This is a genomic window from Streptomyces sp. NPDC057428, from assembly GCF_042803195.1.
In the GTDB taxonomy this organism is placed as follows: Bacteria; Actinomycetota; Actinomycetes; order Streptomycetales; family Streptomycetaceae; genus Streptomyces.
This window is the reverse complement of sequence record NZ_JBHVCT010000016.1, coordinates 1-21,005: the sequence shown is the minus strand read 5'-3', so window position 1 is coordinate 21,005 and position 21,005 is coordinate 1. Positions and strand designations below refer to the sequence as shown.

Genomic DNA, 21,005 nt, shown 5'->3' with positions numbered 1-21,005 from the left:
CGGCGCCCCGTTTGCGGAATCCTTGAGCCGGTACGGACGTTGGAGTCGGCATGACGGACTTCGAACCAGGGAGCGAGGCGCTGCTCCGGCTCTTCGGTGAGTACGACAGCGGCGTGCTGGTCACGCTCAAGCGCGACGGCCGACCCCAGCTGTCCAACGTGAACCATGCCTACGACCCGGCCGAAGGTGTGATCCGGGTGTCCGTCACGGAGGGGCGGGCGAAGACCCGTAATCTCCGCCGGGACCCGCGGGCGAGCTATCACGTGAGCAGTCACGACCGGTGGGCGTGGACCGTGGCGGACGCCTCCGCCGAGCTGACCCCGCCCGCCGAGGAACCACATGACGAGACCGTGGAGCAGTTGGTGCGGCTCTACAAGGACGTCCGGGGAGAGCACCCGGACTGGGACGAGTACAGGCGCGCGATGGTCGAGGACCGCAGGGTCGTCCTGACCCTCTGGATCGAGCACGTGTACGGGCAGCCGCGTGCCTGAGGCCTCAGCCGCGGCCTGCGGTGCTCCGCAGGCCGCGTGATGCTCCGTTCACCGGCGAGCTCTCGCTCCGTCCCGCCTCCCGACGATAATGAGACGACACCCACTCCCTCAGGAGAAGCTGTGACCGCCGCCGACAACCAGCCCTCGCTCCGCACCCGACTGCGCTCGTTGCGCCCGGACGCCTTCGGGGCGGATCCGGCCGGGGCGAGGATGGAGCGGATCCGCCGCTCGCCCAACTTCGCCGACGGGGTGTTCCAGAATCCCGGAGGGGCCCGGACCGAACCGTCCGGCTCCATGCTCGAATTCGCCAAGGTCTTCTTCCGCAAGGAGGAACGCGTCAGGCGGTCACCCGCGGGCACGGTCCCCATCCACGCCACGACGCTGGCCGACCTGGCCGCGCCGCCTGAGACGGGCCTGCGGCTGACGTGGCTGGGTCACTCCAGTGTGCTCACCGAGATCGACGGGCACCGTGTGCTCTTCGATCCGGTCTGGGGTGAACGCTGCTCGCCGTTCGCCTTCGCCGGGCCCAAGCGCCTGCACCCCATGCCGTTTCCGCTCGCTTCCCTCGCACCGGTCGACGTCGTGGTGATCTCGCACGACCACTACGACCACCTCGACCTGCCCACCATCAAGGCGCTGGCGGGGACGGACACCGTCTTCGCCGTCCCTCTCGGTGTCGGCGCCCACCTGGAGCGGTGGGGAGTGCCACTGGAGCGCATCCACGAGCTCGACTGGAACGAGACAACGCAGATCGCCGGCATCAGCCTGACCGCCACCCCGGCCCGCCACTTCTGCGGACGCGGGCTGCGCAACCAGCAGCACACGCTGTGGGCGTCATGGGTCGTGGCCGGGCCTGACCACCGCGTCTACCACAGCGGGGACACCGGCTACTTCTCCGGATTCAAGGGCATCGGCGCCGAGCACGGCCCCTTCGACGCGACCATGATCCAGGTGGGCGCCTATTCCCAGCACTGGCCGGAGAACCACACCGGCCGTACGCCGCTTCCCGGTGCTTGGCCGGACATCCACATGTCCCCCGCCGAGGGGGTTCAGGCGCACCTCGACCTGCAGGGCGGCCGACCGCACGGTGTACTGCTGCCGATCCACTGGGGCACCTTCAACCTCGCACTGCATGCGTGGGCCGAACCGGGGGAGTGGATGAAGGACGCTGCCGACGAGGTGGGGCAGGCGGCGGTGTTCCCTCGGCCGGGCGAGCCGTTCGAACCGGCCGGGGAGCTCCCGTCGGATGCCTGGTGGCGGTCGGTGTCGGCGCCGATCGCGCGCCCGTGGCGACGCCCCGAGGTGGGTGAGGCGGCATCGGTGCGAAAGGCGGAGGTCGACCTTGCCGGGGAGCGGTGACGGGGGCCGATCCCGGGTGGTGCGCGGGACCCGGGACCCGTAGGGGGTCACCGGTAAGGCGGTGACGCCGGCTGCCCGGTGAGTGGTGGCCCGAGCCTGGCGCTCGTCGGCGATCCCGTCGGCGATCCATCGGGCCCGGCCGATCGCGGTGGTCGCCGGCAGGTCGGAACGGCCGCCGCCGAGGCGGGGTCGCCGGCGAGGCCGGGCAATGTTTCGGCGAAGAGGTGTGATCGCGCCCGGCGTCGCTCCACGGAACGGGTCGGAAGCGCAGAGGAGTGCCCGTGAGCAGCGGCGAGCCGGGCGACGGCGACGGTGCCGCCGGCGCGCACTTGCCCGGTGCGGGCCTCGGCGCCCTGCCCTCGCCGCACTCGCGGGCCTTCCCGGTTGGCGACGCGGGGACTCGGCGCTGCCGGGATGACACGTAATTCGAACATGCGATCTAATGCCGACATGGATGTCAGTACCTTTCCCCACGAACTCGTCCAAGCCCAGCGCGACTGGAACGCCGTGTACGCGGAACTGGCCCGACCGCGGGTCCGCCGCTCGACCGAACTGCGCCGGACCCTGCTGCGCCTGTCGGTGTGGATCCGATGGCACCCGTACTGGACCACCAGTGGTGCGGGCCCTGCTGCCCGGGTGCGGCTGCGCGAAGCCGCGCGTACACACGCGGGGCATCAGGGTGTGAGGTCGGCGTGACGCCCGGTGTGGGCTCAGGTCTGGATCCTCCGCGCTGGCAGTGGGCGCTCGGTGGCCGCCCACCGGCGCGGTCAGCGCACGCGGAGGCAGGGTGAGGTACCGCCCCACGGTCGGCGTAGGGGAGTTGACGGCGCACGGAAGTCGATGAGGGCGGATCCCCGTTCGGATCGGATGTCGATCAACTCGTCTTTGCCGGGAGGCTCTTCGGTGAAATGCCCGATCTCCGCGACGAGGTTTCCGCGGACGGCGTCGAACGCGCGGTCCGAACCGGGAATGATGTGAGCAGAGGCCGAACGTTCGCAGACGGCGCCGCCCGGCACCCCCCCCGTGAGACACCCGGAGGACCTGATGACCGACGCGAAGCGCTACATCATCGAGTCGTTGGACACCGGACTGCGCCTCATGCGCCTCTTCCTCATCCACGACAGCCTCTCGGTGACCGGAGCGGCCAGGGAACTCGGAGTGGCGCGCTCCACCGCGCACCGCGTGCTCAGCACGCTGGAGGCGCGCGGATTCGCCACCCGGGACACGTCGGGACGGGGCTATGCCGCAGGACCCGAACTGGTCACCCTGGGACGCCCGGCGGGCTACGGCCCGGAGATCGCAGCCCGTCTGGAGATCGTGCTCGACTCGGCGGCGGAAACCACCGGGGAGACCATCAGTACGGCGGCTCTGATCGGCGACCAGGTGATCATCACGGACGGCCGGGAATCTGCCCACGCCGTAAGGGTGGTGCTGGAGACGGGGCGTGCCTATCCTGCCCACGCCACCTCGGCCGGAAAGGTGCTGCTGGCCCAGCTGACCACTGAACAGGTCTGCGCCCTCTATCCGCGCGAGCGGCTGCCCCGGGTCACTGAACGCACCCTGACCTCGCGCACCGAGCTGCTCTCCGAACTGGAACGCACGCGGTCCCTGAACCGGGCTGACAGTGCGGGTGAGTCCGCCCGGGGGATGAACGCGGTGGCGGTGCCGCTGATGGGCAACAGCTGGCGGGACCGGTTGGCCCTGACGGCCTCCATGCCCGCGGACCGGGGGAGCGAACCCGAGCTGTCCCGGCACGCCACCGCGTTGCGCGCCGCCGCGAAGCTGCTTCCCCCGGCGGCTTCATGATCCACACAGTCCCGGAGTCGCCGTCCTCGGTGGCTGCCTGACCCACGCCCCCCGGACGTCCGTACCGCCGCAGTCGGAATTCGCACGAGAGGCCGGAGTTCGGACCTGTGGGCGCGGGTTACTGCGCGCGTATTCGGCTGTCCGTGCGATGTGTCATACCAGAGCGGGACGCCTGGCGGGCAAGTTCGACAACTGCACGCCGAGCACGGGCGATTGGCGACTACCGTGTGTGGTCGGTGATCAACGGTGGGCTCGCATCGGTCGAGTCCGCCCCAGCCGTTGACCCGGGCCTGACCGACCGCCGTAGGTGTCACCACACGAATGCCGATTCCTGGTGCCCCACGTACCGAGGACGATGATGTCTCAACTTCGCGCACACACCGCGCGACCGGAACGCCGCGAAGGCGGACGGCACGGCCGTCCGGGTGGCCGTTCGCATTCGGCTGCCGGCCGGCCGCGTGCGGCACAGCCCACCGCACCCGAAGGCCGCCTGCGGCCGCAACTGCTGCGCACCGCCCTCCTGCCGACCGTGGCCGCGGTGCTCAGCGGGGCGGCAGCCGTCATCTTCACCATCAGGGCCTCCGGGGTGCGCCCGTCGGGCAGTCTCGTCGCGGCGCTCGGGGGTTCGGGGACGCTTGCCGTGGCGGCCATGGCGGCGGCGTTCATCGGCGCAGGCCGTGTCGCCACCGGCGTACTCGACCGCTGTCTCGCGCTACGCCGTACGAGTGCCCGGAATCACGCGGAACTGAAGGGTCTGGTGGAGCAGCTCCGCGACGGCGAGCCCATGGCCGCCCGCCCGGCCACGCCTCCCGCCGCTCCGGATGCCGATGCCTTCGACCTTCTCGCCCACGAGATGGGCCGCACCCAGGACGAGGCGGTGGCAGCGGTCGTCCAGGCTTCCAAGTTGTTCCGCGGCAACGGGAACGAACACAAGGTCGAGGTCTTCGTCAACCTCGCCCGTCGGCTTCAGTCCCTGGTGCACCGCGAGATCCAGATTCTCGACGAACTGGAACACCAGGTCGAGGACCCCGACCTGCTCAAGGGCCTCTTCCACGTCGACCATCTCGCCACCCGCATCCGGCGCCATGCCGAGAACCTCGCCGTACTTGGCGGCGCCGTGTCAAGGCGCCAGTGGAGCAGCCCGGTGACCATGACCGAGGTGCTGCGCTCGGCGATCGCCGAGGTCGAGCAGTACCCCCGGGTCGAGCTGGTCCCGCCCATCGACGGCACCCTGCGCGGACACGCCGTGGCCGACGTGATCCACCTGCTCGCCGAGCTCGTCGAGAACGCCACGGTGTTCTCCGCCCCGCACACCCAGGTAATGCTGCGCGCCCAGCGTGTCACCGCCGGGCTCGCCCTGGAGGTCGAGGACCGCGGACTCGGAATGCCCGGACCCGAACAGAAGCGGATGAACACCCTTCTCGCCGACCCGGACCAGGTCAACGTCGCCCACCTGCTGCAGGACGGGCGCATCGGGCTCTTCGTCGTCGCCTCCCTGGCCCGCAGGCACGGCATCGCCGTCCGGTTGCAGAGCAACATCTACGGGGGTACGCAGGCGGTACTCGTATTGCCCCAAGTCCTCCTGGGCATCGACATCGATGCCACGACCGCACCCGGCACAGCGGCGGTTGCGTCGTCGCGGGCCGCGCCCCTCCCGCCCGGCGACGTCCCACCGGCCGATCCCGTGGCGCAGCCATCACCCGACCCGGAACGGCGTCCCGCAGCGAGCGGGCGCCCGGAGCAGGGACCTCCGCTGCCGCTGCGCGCGGAGCGGGTCGACCGGCCGAACCTGGCCGCCTTCCCGCCGGTCGCCCGTACCGCCGAGCCCCTGGGCCCTCCCGGGGCGGCGGGGCCCGAGGGACCGAGCGCGCCGGCCGCGCCCGCCGAAGGCGTCGGTACGTCCTCCGCGGCGGGTCCGTCAGCCGCGCACGGCGGCACTGGCCGCCCGCAGCTCCCGAGGCGCAGCAACCAGGAACATCTGGTTCCGCAGCTCCGTGAGGCACCCGTCCACAGAGCCGAGGACGACAACGCGCTCCACGACCCGGGCCTGATGGCCGCCTTCCGCCGCGGGGTCGACCTGGCGGAGGCCCAGACCGCTGACGAGCTGGAACCCGCCGACGCGTACGGCACGGCGGGTGCCGCGGCGGGAGCGGCCGTGACCGTCGGGGCTCAGCGCTCCCACGGTCTCGCCCCGCTGCCCCTCCGCGGTTCCACCGGCACCGTGTCAGCCGGAACGGATCCGCGGTCTCCGGGTCACCCGGCACCGCAGCCGTCCGAGCAGGATGCCCGAACCGAGAACATGTTCAAGGAGTAGATGTTCCATGATCAGCGAAATGCCGTCCGGTCAGGTCTCGGACCTCGACTGGCTGCTGAGCGGCCTTGTCCAACGTGTGCCCTACACACGCAGTGCGGTCCTCCTGTCCGCCGACGGGCTGGTGAAATCCGTCCACGGAATGGACGCGGACAGTGCCGACCACATGGCCGCCCTGGCTGCCGGGCTGTATTCACTCGGCCGCAGCGCGGGTGCCCGCTTCGGTGACAACGGGGACGTCCGGCAGGTCGTCGTCGAACTCGACTCGACACTGCTGTTCGTCTCCACCGCTGGTTCCGGCACCTGTCTCGCCGTCCTCTCCGGCCGCGAGGCGGACGCCGCAGTACTGGGCTACGAGATGGCCATGCTCGTCAAGAGCGTGCGGCCCTACCTGATGACGCCGCTCCGGCAGCCGGCCGGAGCGCCGTTCACTCCGGGGCTGTGAGGGTGCCGGCCCCGCAGGACGGGCCGTTGCTCGACGACGCGGCCGGCCGGCTCATCCGCCCGTACACCGTGAGCAACGGCCGCACGAGGCCGACGACCGTTCTCGATCTGCTCTCCCTGGTGATGGCCACGGGGAACGCGCCCCGGGCGCACCTCGGCCCCGAACACACCGTCGCTCTGGAACTCTGCGGCGGTCCCACGTCCGTGGCAGAGGTCGCCGCTCACCTCCGGCTGCCCGCCGTCGTCACCAAGGTCGTCCTGTCTGACCTGGTCGACTGCGGAGCGATCACCGCACACGCGCCCGCATTTCATGACACCCCCACCGACCGATCTCTGCTGGAGGCAGTGCTCGATGGTCTACGACGACAGCTCTGACAGCTCCGAATACTTTCCTGTGGCCCTCAAGATCCTGGTCGCGGGCGGGTTCGGCGTCGGCAAGACCACATTCGTGGGCGCCGTCAGCGAGATCGCGCCGCTGAGCACGGAGGAGCTCCTGACGCAGGTCAGCGCGGCGACGGACAGCCTCGAAGGCATCGAATCCAAGACCGCGACGACGGTGGCGATGGACTTCGGGCGGATCACGCTCTCCGAACAACATGTTCTCTACCTGTTCGGCACACCCGGCCAGGAGCGGTTCTGGTTCATGTGGGACGAGCTGTCCAAGGGTGCGCTCGGGGCGGTGGTGCTGGCCGACACCCGGAGGCTCGCGGAATGCTTCGCAGCCGTGGACTTCTTCGAGCGGCGCGGCATCGGTTTCGTCGTCGCGGTCAACGAGTTCGACGGTGCCTACCGTTACGAGCCGGACGAGGTGCGAGCGGCACTCGACCTGGGGCCGGAGGTCCCGGTGGTGCTCTGCGACGCCCGGATCGCGAGCTCGGGGACCGGAGCGCTGGTCACCCTCGTCCAGCACCTCCTCAACGCCACCGCGCCGACTCCGCTTTCGGGCTTCGGGGCCGCCCGCTCGTGACCCGGGCACGCATCATCGCGCGAGTGCTGCCTCGCGGGTGAACACGGCGGGCCCGAACCTCGTCCCGCGGTCCGTCGGCGCGATTCATGAACGCTGCGCGCGTTCAGTCCAGTGCGAACGCGTCCGCGAGCTGGTCGAGCTGGGTGGTGAGCAGGGTGTCGCCCCTGTGCCCCATGCCGGCGAACTGCCCCGCTGCCTCAAGCCCGACCGAGCCGTGCAACTGCGCCCAGACGAGAACGGCGCCCGCCAGCCCGTACGCAGCCCGCCGCTGGTCAGCAGCGGTATCCGGGGCGTACTCGGCGACCCACGAAGTCACCCCTGCGGCGTCGGCGGCGAGCCAGGCCGTCATCTCGGCCACCAGCGCGGAGTGGCTCGTGCCCGGTGACCCGTCCGCGAAAAGAGGAAGGAACGGGCCGAGAACCGCCCGCGCCCGGTCACGTGTGTCGTCCGGGGCGATGTAGCCCGGGACGGGAGCGCCCTGGATCAGCAGGTAGCGGTGCGGCTCGGCCACCGCCCAGGCACGGTATGCCCCGGCGAGTGCGTGCAGACGTGCGCGCGGGCTCAGCGCCTGGGCCTGGGCGGCCGCGCGGGCGACTGCGGAAGCCGCGTCGTCGTAGGCGTCCCTGATCAGCGCGCTCAGCAGATCGTCCCGACTGGCGAAGTAGCGGTAGAGCGCAGGCCCTGAGAGGCCCATCTCCTTGGCGATGCGGGTCAGCGCCAGGGCCCCGACTCCCGATTCGGCCAGCTGTCGCAGTGCCGTGTCCTTGATCTCCGCCCGGGTCTGCTCCCGATACCTGGCGCGTGGACCTTCCTGCGCTCGGACCATCACCGGTTCCTCCAGTCGATCGACGACGACGCGTGCAAGGCGCGCTCACTTTCGTTACGGAGTCTAACTCAGGGCCTTGCGATGCCTCATCGCAAGAGTTACTGTCTCTAACAGAAGGAATGCGGCGTCACCATTCCTGAGTCGAAGGAGCACATGATGACCACAGCACGCGCTCTCCACGTGGTGCTCGGCGCGGGTCCGGCCGGCACCGCGCTCGCACGTGAGCTCTCCGGGAGGGGTCACCGGGTCCGCCTCGTCGACCGCAAGGGGGTGGGGCCCGCCATCGAGGGTGTCGATCGGGTCGCCGCGGACGTGGCGACCTCCCGCGGTGCGCGCGAGGCCGTCGAAGGCGCTGCTGTCGTGTATCACTGCGTCAACGTGCATTACCACCTGCAGGTCGAGGTGATGCCCCGCATCCAGGCGGCGGTCCTGACGGCCGCCGAAGCGGTCGGTGCCCGTCTGGTCGTCCTCGACTCGCTCTACCCGTACGGGGAGACCCGTGGCACCGTGATGACCGAGGACACCCCGTGGCGTGCGACCAGTCGCAAGGGAGTGATGCGCGCTGAGCTCGACGCCCGTTACCTCGCGGCGCACGCGGAAGGCAGGCTCGGTGTCGCTCTCGGCCGATCCGCCGACTTCGTGGGCCCTGGGGTGCTCAGCTCGACGCTGGGAGGGGCTGTCTTCCCGGCGGCGTTGACCGGGGGAGAGGTTCCCGCCCTCGGAGACATCGATCTCCCTCACAGCTACACCTACATAGGCGACATCGCGGCCGGGCTGGCCGCTCTCGGTGAGAGCCCGGACGGAGACGGGCGGGTGTGGCACCTTCCCACGGCTCCCGCGCTCACCACGCGGGAGATCTTCGCCATGATCGAGGAACGCGTCGGCCGGCCTCTGGATCTCGCCGTGATCGCCGAGCCGCGCCCCTTCGGCCCGTTCGATGAGGTGTTCATGGCGGAGTACGCCGAGATGTTCTACCAGCACACCGAGGGGCAGACGGTGGACTCCTCCGCCATCGAGAAGGCGTTCGGCCTCTCGCCGCACCCGCTCTCCGACACGGTGGACGTCACCCTCGCCTGGTACCGGGACACAGTGCCGTCCCCGGTCGGGGTCGTCGACGTCAAGTAAGGTCGAGGTCAGCGGCCGGAAACGGGTTCGTGAGCACCGGTGCAAGTGCGGTATTGTTCTCATGCGCGTTCGGCCAAGGGGAAACCCCAGGTCAGACGGTCAGCGGGACGTGGCGCAGCTTGGTAGCGCACTTGACTGGGGGTCAAGGGGTCGCAGGTTCAAATCCTGTCGTCCCGACTTTTCGAAGTCGCAGGTCAGGGGCCGTTTCAGGGGAGATCTGAAGCGGCCCCTTGATCATTTTTGGGGACCGCTTGGGGACCAGTGCACTTTGAAGGGGGCTGTGGCGCCGGTACATGGTTTGACCTGTGGTTTTCTGCTGCGTCCCAGGTAGATGACGGTGGCGGGGCGCGTCTCGTGGAGAGGCTGTCGGTGCACCCCTCCATCGGACGTGACATCCCGAAGGCTGGCCGCGACCGGCTTCTGGTATCGCGCCGGCTTGGCCCCGAGTCAGCGTGTGGCGCGGATACCGTTGGCGCTGCTGCCCTACGCCAATGATGGCCGTCCGACGCTTATCCCGGTGATACAGCCCGAACGCCCCATATGGTCCAGGGTGCGCCCCAGCGGCGATGGCCTTGTACAGCGTGTGCCTGCATGGTCTGAGTGCTTCATCGAGCCAGGACCTCGACGTCGGGGCGAACTCGCAGGTCCGAGCCCCGTGGACCGGGGCAAGCCGGGTTCCATGATGCACGTCCTGTCCGACGCGCGCGGACTGCCCCTACGCGTAGGGTTCTCCGCAGCCAACATCCACGACAGCCAGGCCCTGAAGTCGACGCTGTCCCATTTCCACATGGGACACGAATGCATGCCACGCGAGCGAATCGAAACCCCGCCGCCCTCACGCCGACAAGGCGCACGGCGCCATACACTCGGCGGACGAGGTGGGCACCGCCCTGCGCTCGACCCCCCGCCACCGTCACATCGTGCGGCGCTTGCTGCGCGCCTTGGCCGGGCGGGGGCAGCTGACGCACCGCGACACCGATGACACCTACAGGGGCCTCGCTGCCATCCCTGGGGCCGAGCTGGAACGGAGATGGCAGCGCGCCGCCGAACTGGAACGCGAGGTCGGGTGGAGCACCGAGCTGCTCACCGTCATGCGCACCTGCGCTGACCGGCTGCCGGAGCTGATGCCGGGGACACAGGGATCAGGGAGCTCCTCTTCCCCGGCGCGGCGCTGGAGGCGGCGGACGCCGCCTCCAGCGACAACCTCGCCATCCGCCACCTCAACCGTGCCGTCGTCGCCGCACTGGCCGAGACCGCCGCCGCACACACCGGCGAGGACCGGCTGCGGGTGCTGGAAGTGGGCGGAGGCGTCGGCGGCACCACGGGCGAACTGGTGCCCGTACTCGCCGAGTACGGGGTGGACTACCTCTTCACGGACGCGTCGGCCTTCTTCCTCAACGAGGCACGCGAACGCTTCGCGGACCACGCCTGGGTGCGCTACCAGCGCTTCGACGTGGACGAGGACCCGCGCGAGCAGGGCCTCGTACCCAACACCTTCGACGTCGTGGTGTGCGCCAACACCCTGCACGCCGCCGCCGACGCCGACGCGGCAGTGGGCCGGCTGCGAGAACTGCTGGTTCCCGGCGGACAAATCGTGTTCGTCGAGAACACCCGTGACGAGAACTGCCCTCTGCTGGTCTCCATGGAGTTCCTCGAGGTCGCCGGACACACCTGGACCGACGTACGCGCACACACCGGCCAGTCCTTCCTCACCCACTCGCAGTGGCGGGAGCTCCTCGACCGGCACGAGGCGACGGACGTGGTGTCCCTGCCGGAGCCGGCGAACCCGCTGGCCGCCACCGGGCAAGAGGTGTTCATCGCCACGATGAAGGGCGACCGGCACCACGTACCCGTGGGTGAGCTGTCGCGCAGCGCCGCCACCCGGCTGCCCGAGTACATGCTTCCCACAGTCTGGCAGGTGGTCGACACACTGCCCCGCACCGCCAACGGCAAGACCGACCGGTCACTGCTGCGGACCTGGCTGCCCCGGGAGACCACCCGGCCCGAGGTGGACGAGCGGCCGATGGACGACCTTGAGACCAGCCTGGCCGGGCTCTGGGCAGAGCTCCTGTCGGTCGAGCGCGTCACCAGGAACGACGACTTCTTCGCCCTGGGCGGGGACTCCCTGCTGGTCGCCCGCATGGTGGCCCAACTGCGCGACCGCGTACCGCAGGCCGCCGCACTCGAATGGGAAGTCGTCCTGCGGCACATGCTCCGCCGCCCCACGGTGGCCGGACTCGCCGGCTTCCTGCGGGGACTGACCAGCGAGGAGGAAGCACTGGGGAGCGGGACCGCGACACGGACCGATCCCGTCATCCACCTGCACGGTGCGCGGTCGGCCGATGAGCCGACAACGGTGCTCGTGCACGCCGGAACCGCCACGATCATGCCGTACCGGGCCCTGATCACCGAGATCAGGCGACGCTCCCCAGGACTCGCCGAGGTGGTCGGCGTGGAGGTCCCCGACCTGAACGGCTTCCTCGCCTCCCCGCCCGAGGGACTCATCGAGCAGCTTGCCGCCGACTACGCACGCGCCCTCACAGCGGGCGGCCGACGCCGCTTCCACGTCGTGGGTAACTGCCTGGGCGGACTGATCGCCACCGAAGTGGCCCGCAACCTGGCGGAGTCCGGGGCCGAGGTGGAGAGCCTCACCGTCATCAGCAGCCACAGCCCGCGCTTCCGTCTGGACGACGAGCTGCTCTCCGAGTACTCCTTCGCCGTCATGATGGGCATCGACCCCGCCGCGCTGGGCTTCCCCGGCGACCAGTACCGGGTGGCCGCGGCAGCCGACGCCGTCCTGGCCGGCAGCCCCGGGGCCCTGCCTGACGGCGGGCTCGCCACGCTCCCTGCCGAGTTCGCCGACGTCGCGGACCGCTTCCGGGCCCTGGCCGAGGTGCCCCGCGCGACCCGCATAGCGCGGATGTGCGAGGCCGTCCCCGAATCCGCGGGCACCTACGAACCCGAGCACATGACACGGCTGTTCCGCGCCTTCCGGCAGAGCGTCTTCGCCATCACCCGCTACGACGCCGAGCCGTACGCTACCGGCTCATCGAGACCTACCGTCCCTCCGTCCGCCCGCGACTGGACTGCCCGGTCCACGTACTGACCGGCAGCGAGGACCCGGAACTGAGCCAGGAGCGCATCAGCGAGCGGGCCGGAGGCTGGGCGGATCTCACGACCGCCCGTACCGAGGTGCGCACCTTCCCCGGCGACCACTTCTACCTCACTCCCCGGCGCCGGGAGGTCGTCGCCACCGTCCTGCGGCGGATGGACCCCTCGCTGACCACGGGCGGACACAGTGGCCGAGCACGCCGTGAGCCGGCCGCCGCGTCCCCGTCCGCTCTCCTGGAGATTCCTTTGATCGACTACTACTCGACCTCGGCCGAGTTCTACGAAATGGTCGCCACCCGGCACACCGCCAGCCGCGGACCACCGCTCAGGCGTGTCCTCGAAGGTGTCGACACCTCATACGGCCCCGTGCTGGAGATCGGCGGGGGCACCGGACGCGTGACCGAGGTCATCGCATCAGCACTGCCGCAGGCGGAGATCATCGTGGCGGAGCCTTCCGCAACGATGCGCGCCATGCTCACCTCACGGGTCGCCCGCAATCCCGATCTGCGCCGCCGTGTCACCGTGGTGGACGGAGCGGCCCAGGACCTGCCCCTGCCCGAAAAACTGTCCGCCGTAGTCATCTTCGGCGTCGCGGGCCACCTCACGGTCCCCGAGCGGGTGGCCCTCTGGAAGCGGCTCGCCGCCTGCCTGCCGGACGGAGCACCCATCGTCGTGGAACTGATGGGCGTCTCCTCCCCACGCGTCATCCCCCCGGTGATGTCCCTCAGAGAGACCATCGGACGCCAGACCTACGAGTGGTGGATCGGCGGTGAGCCCACCGAGGGCGACGCCATGCGGTTCACCACCACCTGGAAGGTCCTGTCCGAGGGCCGCACCGTGCGCGAGGTGACCGACAGCTACGTCTGGCACACCTTCGACGTCGCCCGGCTCGCCGCCGAAGCGGGCATGACCAGCCGCCGCATCACCGAGGCCGGCGGACAGGCCATCCCCGAGATCGGAGTCCTCGTCAAGTGAAGCCGCACCCGTCCGGCCACGCTCCGGACCTCACACCCCCCTCCACCCCGCAGCCCGCGCTGCGTACCCTGCTGAGCGGTGCCCGGGGGCGCCTCGCCCTCGCAGTCGGCCTCCAGACGGTCGCCTCCCTCGCCGGAGTCGTCCCGTTCATCGCCGTCTCCCGCATCGCGGACCGTCTCACCGACGGCTCCCAGGTCGGCGGCGACGACCTCTGGCCGTTGGTCGCACTCGCCTGCGCGGCGGGCCTGCTCGCCCTGCTGTGCGGTTCGGCGGCCGGCGCCGTCAGCCACCTCGCGGACAACGACCTCCAGCTCGCCCTCCGCCGACGCCTCGCCCAGCACATCGGGCGACTGCCCCTCGGCTGGATCACCACGAGGGGGACCGGCCAGGTCAAGCAGGCGGTCCAGGACGACGTACGGGCCCTGCACACCCTGGTGGCCCACACACTCCTCGATGTCGTCGGCGTCCTCACCGCCCCGGTGCTCGCCCTGGTCTACCTGTTCACCATTGACCCGAGCCTGGCCCTGATCAGCGTCCTGCCGCTGGCCCTCGGCGTGTTCCTGTTCAGCAGGGCCATGTCGGGAGCGGGGGCGCAGATGGCCGAGTACGGAGCCGCGCTGAGCCGCATCTCCTCCGCGGCCGTCGAGTTCGCCGGCGGCATCGCCGTCCTTAAGACGTTCGGCCGCGGGCGCACAGCGTACGAACGCTTCCTGGGCGCGACCGACGGCTTCGCCGACTTCTTCTCCCGGTGGGTCCGCGCGACGCTCGCCACCTCGACCGCCGCGCTGCTCGTCGTCTCCCCGGCCGTGGTGCTCCTCCTGCTGGCCGTGGCGGGCGCGGTGTCCGTGACCAACGGCTGGACGACCGGTGCCGAACTCGTGCCCTTCCTGTTGCTCGGCCCGGCCGTCGCCGCCCCTATGGGCGTGGTCGGCCCCCGCATCCAGCAGATCCGGGCCGGCCAGGCGGCAGCCGTCCGTATCTCCGCACTGCTGGACACGCCCGTCCTGCCCGACTCAGGGACACCGAGCGTGCCCGAGCACAACGGTGTCTCCCTGCGTGGAGTGTCCTTCTCCTACGACGGCCGCACCGACGCGCTCAGCGACATCCACCTGGATCTCGCCCCCGGCACCGTCACCGCGCTCGTCGGCCCCTCCGGGTCCGGCAAGTCGACCCTGGCTTCCCTGCTACCCCGCTTCCACGACGTCACGGCAGGCACGGTCTCCATCGGCGGTGCCGACATCCGGGACATCCCCGCCGGTGAGCTCTACCGCCGTATCGGCTTCGTCCTCCAGGACGTGCGACTGCTCCGGGCGAGCGTCGCCGACAGCATCCGCCTCGGCCGGCCCGACGCCACTGACGAGGAGGTCGAGCGGTGCGCCCGCTCCGCACGCGTACACGACCGGATCATGGCCCTGCCCGACGGGTACGCCACCGAGGCCGGCACGGACGTCATCTTCTCCGGTGGAGAGGCCCAACGCCTGTCCATCGCACGGGCACTGCTCGCCGACGCCCCCGTCCTCGTCCTGGACGAGGCCACCGCCTACGCCGATCCGCACTCCGAGGCGCTGATCCAGGACGCGCTGTCCGAACTGACGCGAGGCCGCACGCTGCTGGTCATCGCACACCGGCTGGAAACGGTCCGCACCGCCGACCGGATCGTGGTCCTGGAAGGCGGACGCATCACCGAGCAGGGCCGCCATGAGGACCTGGTGACCAGGGGCGGCCGGTACGCCCGGTTGTGGGAAGCCCAGCGGGAGGAGCAACCGTCCGGCACACCCGGCCGGGTCTCCGCCGCGCCGCCCACGGACGGAACCCGGGACGACATCCGAGAGGGAAGCTCACGATGATCCGCCAGTTGTACAAGGTCCTGGGGCGCGAGGGCTCCCGTCCGCTGAACCCCCTGCTTGCCCTCCTGTGCGCAGCGGCCGTCCTCCAAGGCGTGGCCTTCGCTCTGCTGATGCCCACGCTGCGCTCTCTCCTCGGCGACCATCCGGACGGTGTGTGGCCCTGGCTGACCGGCTTGGCCGTCAGCTCTCTCGGCTACGCGGCTCTGCAGGGGGCCGCCCTCAGGGGCGGCTTCACCGTCGGTTCGCAGCTCTCCAGGGTCTTGCACCGCCGGCTCGCGGCGCGGGCACTGGACCTGCCCCTCGGCTGCTTCACCGCGGGACGGGCCGCCGAGTTCAGCCGCCTCGCCGGGCAGAACGTCATCCAGGTGATGAACATGCCCGCCCACCTGCTGAGGCCCTTCATCAGCTCGCTGCTGACCCCGGTCACCCTGGTGATCGCGACCTTCTTCTTCGACCGGCGGACGGCGCTCGTGCTGCTCGTCTGCGCCCCCGTGCTGCTGGCCGTACACGCGGCGAGCACCGCCGTCATGCGCCGCTTGGACGAGGGCCGGGACGGTGCCATCGGCGAAGCCTCGGACCGTGTACTGGAGTTCGCGCAGAACCAGCCCGTCCTGCGGGCTTTCGGCCGGACCACCGAAGGCTACGGGGCGTTGGACGACGCCCTGGTCGCGGAGTCGCGGGCCGACCGCCGACTGATCGTCCGCGGCCTGCCCGGCCTGGTCTCCTTCGCCTTCGCCGCCAGGTTGGTGTTTGCCCTGCTGCTCGCACTGGGCGTGTCCTGGCACCTGGACGGTTCGCTGACGGTCCCCACCCTGCTGGCGCTCCTCACCCTGACGGTCCGTCTGATCGACAGCCTCTCCGGGGCGGCAGACGTGGGCGCCGGGATGCGGATCGCCCGTAACAGCCTGAAGCGGCTTGGTGCCGTCCTTGACGAGCAGCCGTTCCCGCAGCCCGCCGAGCCGCAGGTACCCCGAGGGGCCGAGGTCGAGTTCGAGGGAGTCGAGTTCCGTTACGCGGAGAAGGACGCGGCCCAGGAGCAGGCGCGAGCCACGCGCCCCGTACTCGGCGGTGTGAGCTTCCGCCTTCCGACACGCAGCATGACCGCTCTCGTCGGGCCCTCAGGAGCAGGCAAGACGACAGTCGCCAGGCTGCTCGCCCGATTCTGGGACACCACCGGAGGCACCGTCCGGGTCGGAGGCGTCGACGTACGGGACATCGCTCCCGAGGAGCTCGCCGCGCATGTCTCCCTGGTCTTCCAGGACGTCTATCTGTTCGAGGGCACGATCGAGGACAACGTCCGGATCGGTGCCCCGGACGCCGACTACGAGCGGCTGGCCAGGGCCGCAAGGCTCTCCGGGCTCGACCGTGTGATCGAGGAGCTGCCCGACGGCTGGGCCACCAGGGTGGGGGAGGGCGGCATGGCGCTCTCCGGCGGTCAGCGCCAGCGCGTGTCCATCGCCCGTGCCCTCCTCAGAGACACCCCGATCCTTGTCCTCGACGAGGCCACCGCCGCGCTCGACCAGGAGAACGAGGCCCTGCTCGCCGAGACGGTCCGCACGCTCGCCGCCGAGAAGACCCTGCTCGTCATCGCCCACCGGCTCAGCACGGTCGTCACCGCTGATCAGATCCTGGTGCTGGAGGACGGCGGGATCACCGAGCGCGGCACCCACAGCGAGCTGGTTGGAGCGGGCGGCACCTACGCCTCCTTCTGGGAACAGCGTACCCAGGCCCACGGCTGGCGGCTGGAGACGACGGGATGACCACGGCCCGCGCCCTGCGGACGAGCGGAACACCACTGGAAAGGCACACCGGCATGACGACAGGCTCTCCGTACGACTGGGAGGAATGGGGGAGATCCGTACCCGAGCTCCGGTGTACGAGCAGTATGGAAATCCCCTATGAGGACCCGTCGGCCGCAGCCGTGCGCCTCACGGACGCGGGACTGGACGACGAGTCCGCCGTGTACGAACAGAAGGGCTCCTGGTACTTCGCCGCGGGCTCCGCGGTGACGCTCACGGCGTCCGCCGTGAGCGTCACCGCCAGGGCGGACGGACGGACCTGGACCGCGGAGGCGGGCAAGCGACCGCTGGAGGTGTTCGCCGCCGCACTCGACGCCATGGGCGACGCCGGCCATCAGGACCGCCGCTTCTACGGCTGGTCCGCCTTCGAGCTCGCACACATCCTGCACGGCGACCCGGCGGCGGCCGGTACACGCCCCCTGCTGCACGCGCTGGTCCCCTGTGTCGAGGTGTCCCTCACGCCCGGCCGGGCCGAGATACGGGCCGTCGACGAGGCGTGGGCCCGCAAAATCGGCGAACTGCTCGCTGAGGCCCCTGCTTCCGGCACCCGGCCTGCCTCCGTCGGGGTGGCACCGGACCGGGCCGAACAGCTCATCACCGACGGCACCGCAGCCTACGGAGAAGCCGTCGCCCGCACCGTCGCGGACATCCGGGCGGGACTGCTGGAGAAGGCCGTAGTCTCGCGTGCGGTTGTGCTGCCCGCCGGGCCGGTTGCGGATTTCGCAGCGACCTATCTCGCCGGCCGACGGGCCAACACTCCCGCCCGTTCGTTCCTCATCGACCTCGGCGGGCGCAAGGCCACCGGATTCAGCCCCGAAACGGTGCTGGAGGTCCGGCAGGACGGCCGGGTCAGCACGCAGCCGCTCGCGGGCACCCGGGCTCTGGGACCTGACCCGGAGGAGAACGACCGACGGCGGGATGAACTGCTCACGGACCCGAAGGAGATCCACGAGCACGCCGTCTCCGTGCGCCTCGCGTGTGACGAGATGGAGGCGGTCTGCCGCCCCGGGTCCGTCGTGGTCGAGGAATTCATGGCGGTCAGGCCACGTGGTTCGGTGCAGCATCTCGCCTCGCGTGTCACTGGACGGCTCCGTCCCGGCACCGGCCCATGGGGGGCCTTCGCCTCGCTCTGCTCCGTGCGGGCGCCGGCGTCACCGGCCAGTCCGTTCCCGCACGGGAGATCGAGGAGACGTGCGAGAAGCTGCGCAGCGTAGCTCCCCATCTCAGGTACGCCGAGGGGTGACGGCCGTATCGCACGTTGCCGGAGGGCAGGGGCAGTGCTGCCCGTGCCCTCCGCGCGGCTACTGCCGGATGGCGACGAGGACGTAGCTGTTGCCCACCTGCCAGACAGGACTGGCATGGCCGAAGCCCGCTTCGGCCAGCAGCTCCACGTGCCGACCGAGCGTGACGGCGCAGTCGGCGTGGACGAAGCCTGGCTTACGGCGCTCGGCGCACAGCTCCGTCAGCTCGGGCTCGCTCTCGACGGCGGACCACCATGTCTCCCAGTCCTCGTGGTCGAAGGCATGTCGGCGTTCGGCCCTGCGGACGCCGACGAACTCTGCGATCTCTGCGAACCCGGCCCCGTCCTGCGACAGGTGGTCCGCGTTGATCAGTACCCCGCCGGGCCGTAGGAGGGCCCTCAGCTCGGTGTAGGTGCTCCGTAGTATGCCTTCGGGGAGGTAGTGCAGCGCGGTGGTGGACACCACCGCGTCGATCGGCCCCTGAAGTCCGAGGGCGCTCGTCCAGCCCTCCTCGCCGATCACCGCTTCGACGTACCGTGCGGCGTCCGGATGACGGGCGCGGGCCAGTGCCAGCAGCAGCGGGTCCATGTCGACGGCGACGATCTCGGCCTGCGGCAGGCGTTCGATCAGCCGGGCGGGCAGCGAGCCGGGCCCGCATCCCAGATCCAGCACGCAGGGGGTCTCGTGACCGGCCGTCACATGTTCCACGACGTCCGCGACCACGGTGAAGCGTTCTTCCCGGTCAATCGCGTACCGCTGCTGCTGTTGCTCCCAGCGGTCCACCCACAGCTGGGCCGTCGACATGCTCACGCTCATCTTCCTGTACCACCTCTACACACTCGGTTCCGCTATGTGACCCCCGAATCTACAGGTGAAAACGATTGTCATCGGCGCTAGCTGGACTCGGCTCAGCTCAGCTCGGTGAGTACCTCCAGCAGCCGGTCTACCTCGTGCCGGCTGTTGTAGGCATGCAGACTGACCCGTACGGAGCTGCGGTTCTCACCGGCCCGGCCCTGGCAGAGGCCGTCCGCCCGCACCATGAAACCGTGGCTGAAGAGGATGAACCCCAGGTCGACCGCATCGATGTCCCGATGCCTGAACGTCACGATGCCGTGCCGCTGCTGCACCGGGGAGTTCGCGGCCAGACTCCGTTGGCACCCCACCACGTCGTACGGCGCCAGCGTCCGCAACCCGTCCGTCAACCGGGCGGCCAGCTCCACGGTCCAGCGTTCGATCCGTTCCGTTCCAGCCCGGTCGAGCCAGTCCAGTGCGGCTCCCAGGCTGGCGATGCCCGCGGTGTTCGGTGTGCCGCTCCAGCCGCGGGGAACGAAAGGGGCCCCGCGGGCGGCACGGGACCAGACGGCTCCGGAGCCCGGCAGCGCCAGTGCCTTGTGTCCGGAGAAGACGGCGAAGTCGACGTCCAACGCTGCCATGGAGACGGGAAGGTGGCCGACGCTCTGGGCGGCGTCCATGCAGATGACCGCGTCGGGTCCCGCCGCACGGCGGATCCGGTGCACGTTCATGTCCCCGCCGTACACGTGATGGACGTGGGTGACCGCCACGAACCTCGTGCGCGGGGAGACGAGTTCGGCGAACCGGTCAGTGTCGTAGTCGCCTGAGGAGACCTGGTAGGGCATCTCCAGGACTGTGACACGTGTGCCCTGGCGGGCCAGTGACTCGACAGCCTCCAGCCAGGGCGAGACGTTGGCCTGGTGATCGGCGAAGGGGACGATGATCTCGTCGCCGTCACGGAGTTCGTGCACCAACCAGTCCCGGGCCACCAGGCGCAGACCCTCGGTGGTGCCGCTGACGAAGTGCACGGCCGAGGTGTCCGGATCCGGGTCGTCCAGGAACTCCTTGACCCGCCCTCCGGTCTCCTCGATCAGGTCAGTCGTCCTGTTGGCCCACGGGTAGGTGCCCCGGCCCGCGTTCGCGTTGGAGGTCGTCAGATACTCCTGGACGGCGTCCAGGACCGCCTGCGGTTTCTGCGCCGTCGCGGCACTGTCCAGATAGGCCAGACCGGGGTTCCCCGCCACGATCGGGAACTGCGCGCGGACGGCACTGTTCCAGGCCGCCAGGTCCTCCGCCTCCCTCGCAGCCGTATCGCCGTGTACGGGCGTCACTCCCGCACCAACGGTGCGCCGGCGTCACGCCAAGCGATGATGCCTCCGGTGAGGCTCCGTACGTCCGGATGGCCCATGCGGGTCAGCAAGGCCGCGTACCGCAAGGACTTCTCGCCGACGGGACACGCGAGCAGCACCGACTGGGACTTGCTGAACGGCAGCCCACCGCGCACCAGGTCCTCGAACAACTCGTCGACGATGTTGATCGACCCTTCGATGTGCAGGGCCGTGAAGGCGTAGGGGCTGCGCATGTCCACGACCAGGGGCTTTTCCGCGGCTATCCATTTCTGCGCCTCTGCGACTCCTACCGCGGCGGTCTGGTGCAGCTCCTCGAGTGAGACGGACGCGGCTGAGTTGTTTCCCGGCCGCTGACCAAGGAGTTCCGGTCGGCGCTTCCTGATGTAACTCAGATAACTCTCGACGCGGTCGCACACGATGAAGACGGCGGTAGCTGGTTCGGTGAGCTCCGATCCTATGTCCCTGAGCCCGGATCCACCGGCTTGGTGTCTGTGGACACTCGTTCCTGAAACGAGGAAGTGCCTTGTGACCTGCGATGATGGGAGTTCTTGAGGCTTCCAGC

17 protein-coding genes, 1 tRNA gene and 1 pseudogene are annotated in these 21,005 nt (G+C 70.1%); 15 read left to right on the top strand and 4 right to left on the bottom strand.

The window, feature by feature from the left end:
* Positions 1-50 precede the first annotated feature (50 nt).
* From ACFU5K_RS09125 to ACFU5K_RS09090, 8 genes are all read left to right on the top strand, one after another.
* Positions 51-491 carry a PPOX class F420-dependent oxidoreductase gene (locus tag ACFU5K_RS09125; RefSeq protein WP_384058456.1) on the top strand — a complete coding sequence of 147 codons (441 nt, stop codon included), beginning with the start codon at positions 51-53 and terminating at the stop codon, positions 489-491.
* A 120-nt stretch (positions 492-611) separates the two neighbouring features.
* On the top strand, positions 612-1,850 hold the full coding sequence (locus tag ACFU5K_RS09120; RefSeq protein ID WP_384058454.1) for an MBL fold metallo-hydrolase: 1,239 nt from the start codon (positions 612-614) through the stop codon (positions 1,848-1,850).
* 450 nt (positions 1,851-2,300) lie between these two features.
* Positions 2,301-2,546: a hypothetical protein gene (locus ACFU5K_RS09115; protein ID WP_384058452.1), complete on the top strand. Its 246-nt coding sequence runs from the start codon at positions 2,301-2,303 to the stop codon at positions 2,544-2,546.
* A gap of 348 nt (positions 2,547-2,894) precedes the next feature.
* Positions 2,895-3,656: an IclR family transcriptional regulator gene (locus tag ACFU5K_RS09110; RefSeq protein WP_384058450.1), complete on the top strand. Its 762-nt coding sequence runs from the start codon at positions 2,895-2,897 to the stop codon at positions 3,654-3,656.
* 358 nt (positions 3,657-4,014) lie between these two features.
* The gene (locus ACFU5K_RS09105) at positions 4,015-5,970 is read left to right on the top strand and encodes an ATP-binding protein (RefSeq protein ID WP_384058448.1); all 1,956 of its coding nucleotides are present in this window, start codon (positions 4,015-4,017) and stop codon (positions 5,968-5,970) included.
* Positions 5,971-5,977: 7 nt separating this feature from the next.
* The gene (locus tag ACFU5K_RS09100; RefSeq protein WP_384058446.1) at positions 5,978-6,412 is read left to right on the top strand and encodes a roadblock/LC7 domain-containing protein; all 435 of its coding nucleotides are present in this window, start codon (positions 5,978-5,980) and stop codon (positions 6,410-6,412) included.
* Positions 6,413-6,414: 2 nt separating this feature from the next.
* Positions 6,415-6,786, top strand: coding sequence for a DUF742 domain-containing protein (locus tag ACFU5K_RS09095; RefSeq protein ID WP_384058564.1), 372 nt, complete (start codon positions 6,415-6,417; stop codon positions 6,784-6,786).
* Entirely contained in the window at positions 6,764-7,378 is a 615-nt protein-coding gene (locus ACFU5K_RS09090; protein ID WP_384058444.1) for an ATP/GTP-binding protein, read from the top strand. The genes ACFU5K_RS09095 and ACFU5K_RS09090 overlap by 23 nt, the downstream gene beginning before the upstream one ends.
* A 103-nt stretch (positions 7,379-7,481) precedes the next feature.
* Here the strand turns inward: ACFU5K_RS09090 and ACFU5K_RS09085 are convergent, their stop codons facing one another.
* Positions 7,482-8,204: a TetR/AcrR family transcriptional regulator gene (locus tag ACFU5K_RS09085; protein ID WP_384058442.1), complete on the bottom strand. Its 723-nt coding sequence runs from the start codon at positions 8,202-8,204 to the stop codon at positions 7,482-7,484.
* 156 nt (positions 8,205-8,360) lie between these two features.
* Between ACFU5K_RS09085 and ACFU5K_RS09080 the strand changes: the two genes are divergently transcribed.
* The 7 genes and pseudogenes from ACFU5K_RS09080 (at position 8,361) to ACFU5K_RS09050 (ending at position 18,275) form a co-directional block, all read left to right on the top strand.
* Positions 8,361-9,329 carry an NAD-dependent epimerase/dehydratase family protein gene (locus tag ACFU5K_RS09080; RefSeq protein ID WP_384058440.1) on the top strand — a complete coding sequence of 323 codons (969 nt, stop codon included), beginning with the start codon at positions 8,361-8,363 and terminating at the stop codon, positions 9,327-9,329.
* Positions 9,330-9,432: 103 nt separating this feature from the next.
* A tRNA-Pro gene (locus tag ACFU5K_RS09075) sits at positions 9,433-9,506 on the top strand.
* 680 nt (positions 9,507-10,186) lie between these two features.
* A pseudogene (locus tag ACFU5K_RS09070) lies at positions 10,187-12,369 on the top strand (alpha/beta fold hydrolase); the annotation flags it as partial.
* Positions 12,252-13,415 carry a methyltransferase domain-containing protein gene (locus ACFU5K_RS09065; protein WP_384058438.1) on the top strand — a complete coding sequence of 388 codons (1,164 nt, stop codon included), beginning with the start codon at positions 12,252-12,254 and terminating at the stop codon, positions 13,413-13,415. The pseudogene ACFU5K_RS09070 and the gene ACFU5K_RS09065, both read left to right, overlap by 118 nt.
* The gene (locus ACFU5K_RS09060; protein ID WP_384058436.1) at positions 13,412-15,262 is read left to right on the top strand and encodes an ABC transporter ATP-binding protein; all 1,851 of its coding nucleotides are present in this window, start codon (positions 13,412-13,414) and stop codon (positions 15,260-15,262) included. Before ACFU5K_RS09065 ends, ACFU5K_RS09060 begins: the two co-directional genes overlap by 4 nt.
* On the top strand, positions 15,259-17,022 hold the full coding sequence (locus ACFU5K_RS09055; RefSeq protein ID WP_384058435.1) for an ABC transporter ATP-binding protein: 1,764 nt from the start codon (positions 15,259-15,261) through the stop codon (positions 17,020-17,022). The genes ACFU5K_RS09060 and ACFU5K_RS09055 overlap by 4 nt, the downstream gene beginning before the upstream one ends.
* Positions 17,023-17,147: 125 nt before the next feature.
* Complete coding sequence (locus tag ACFU5K_RS09050) at positions 17,148-18,275, top strand: chorismate-binding protein (protein WP_384058433.1); 1,128 nt, start codon at positions 17,148-17,150, stop codon at positions 18,273-18,275.
* 87 nt (positions 18,276-18,362) lie between these two features.
* On the opposite strand, the gene ACFU5K_RS09045 is transcribed toward ACFU5K_RS09050, so the two are convergent.
* The 3 genes from ACFU5K_RS09045 to ACFU5K_RS09035 all read right to left on the bottom strand — a co-directional run.
* Positions 18,363-19,118, bottom strand: coding sequence for a class I SAM-dependent methyltransferase (locus ACFU5K_RS09045; protein ID WP_384058431.1), 756 nt, complete (start codon positions 19,116-19,118; stop codon positions 18,363-18,365).
* Positions 19,119-19,210: 92 nt separating this feature from the next.
* Positions 19,211-20,425 (bottom strand): aminotransferase class V-fold PLP-dependent enzyme, encoded by a 1,215-nt coding sequence (locus ACFU5K_RS09040; RefSeq protein WP_384058430.1) that lies wholly within the window; start codon positions 20,423-20,425, stop codon positions 19,211-19,213.
* Positions 20,422-21,005, bottom strand: a 584-nt coding sequence (locus ACFU5K_RS09035; protein ID WP_384058428.1) for a rhodanese-like domain-containing protein, incomplete at its 5' end; no start/stop codon positions are given. The genes ACFU5K_RS09040 and ACFU5K_RS09035, both read right to left, overlap by 4 nt.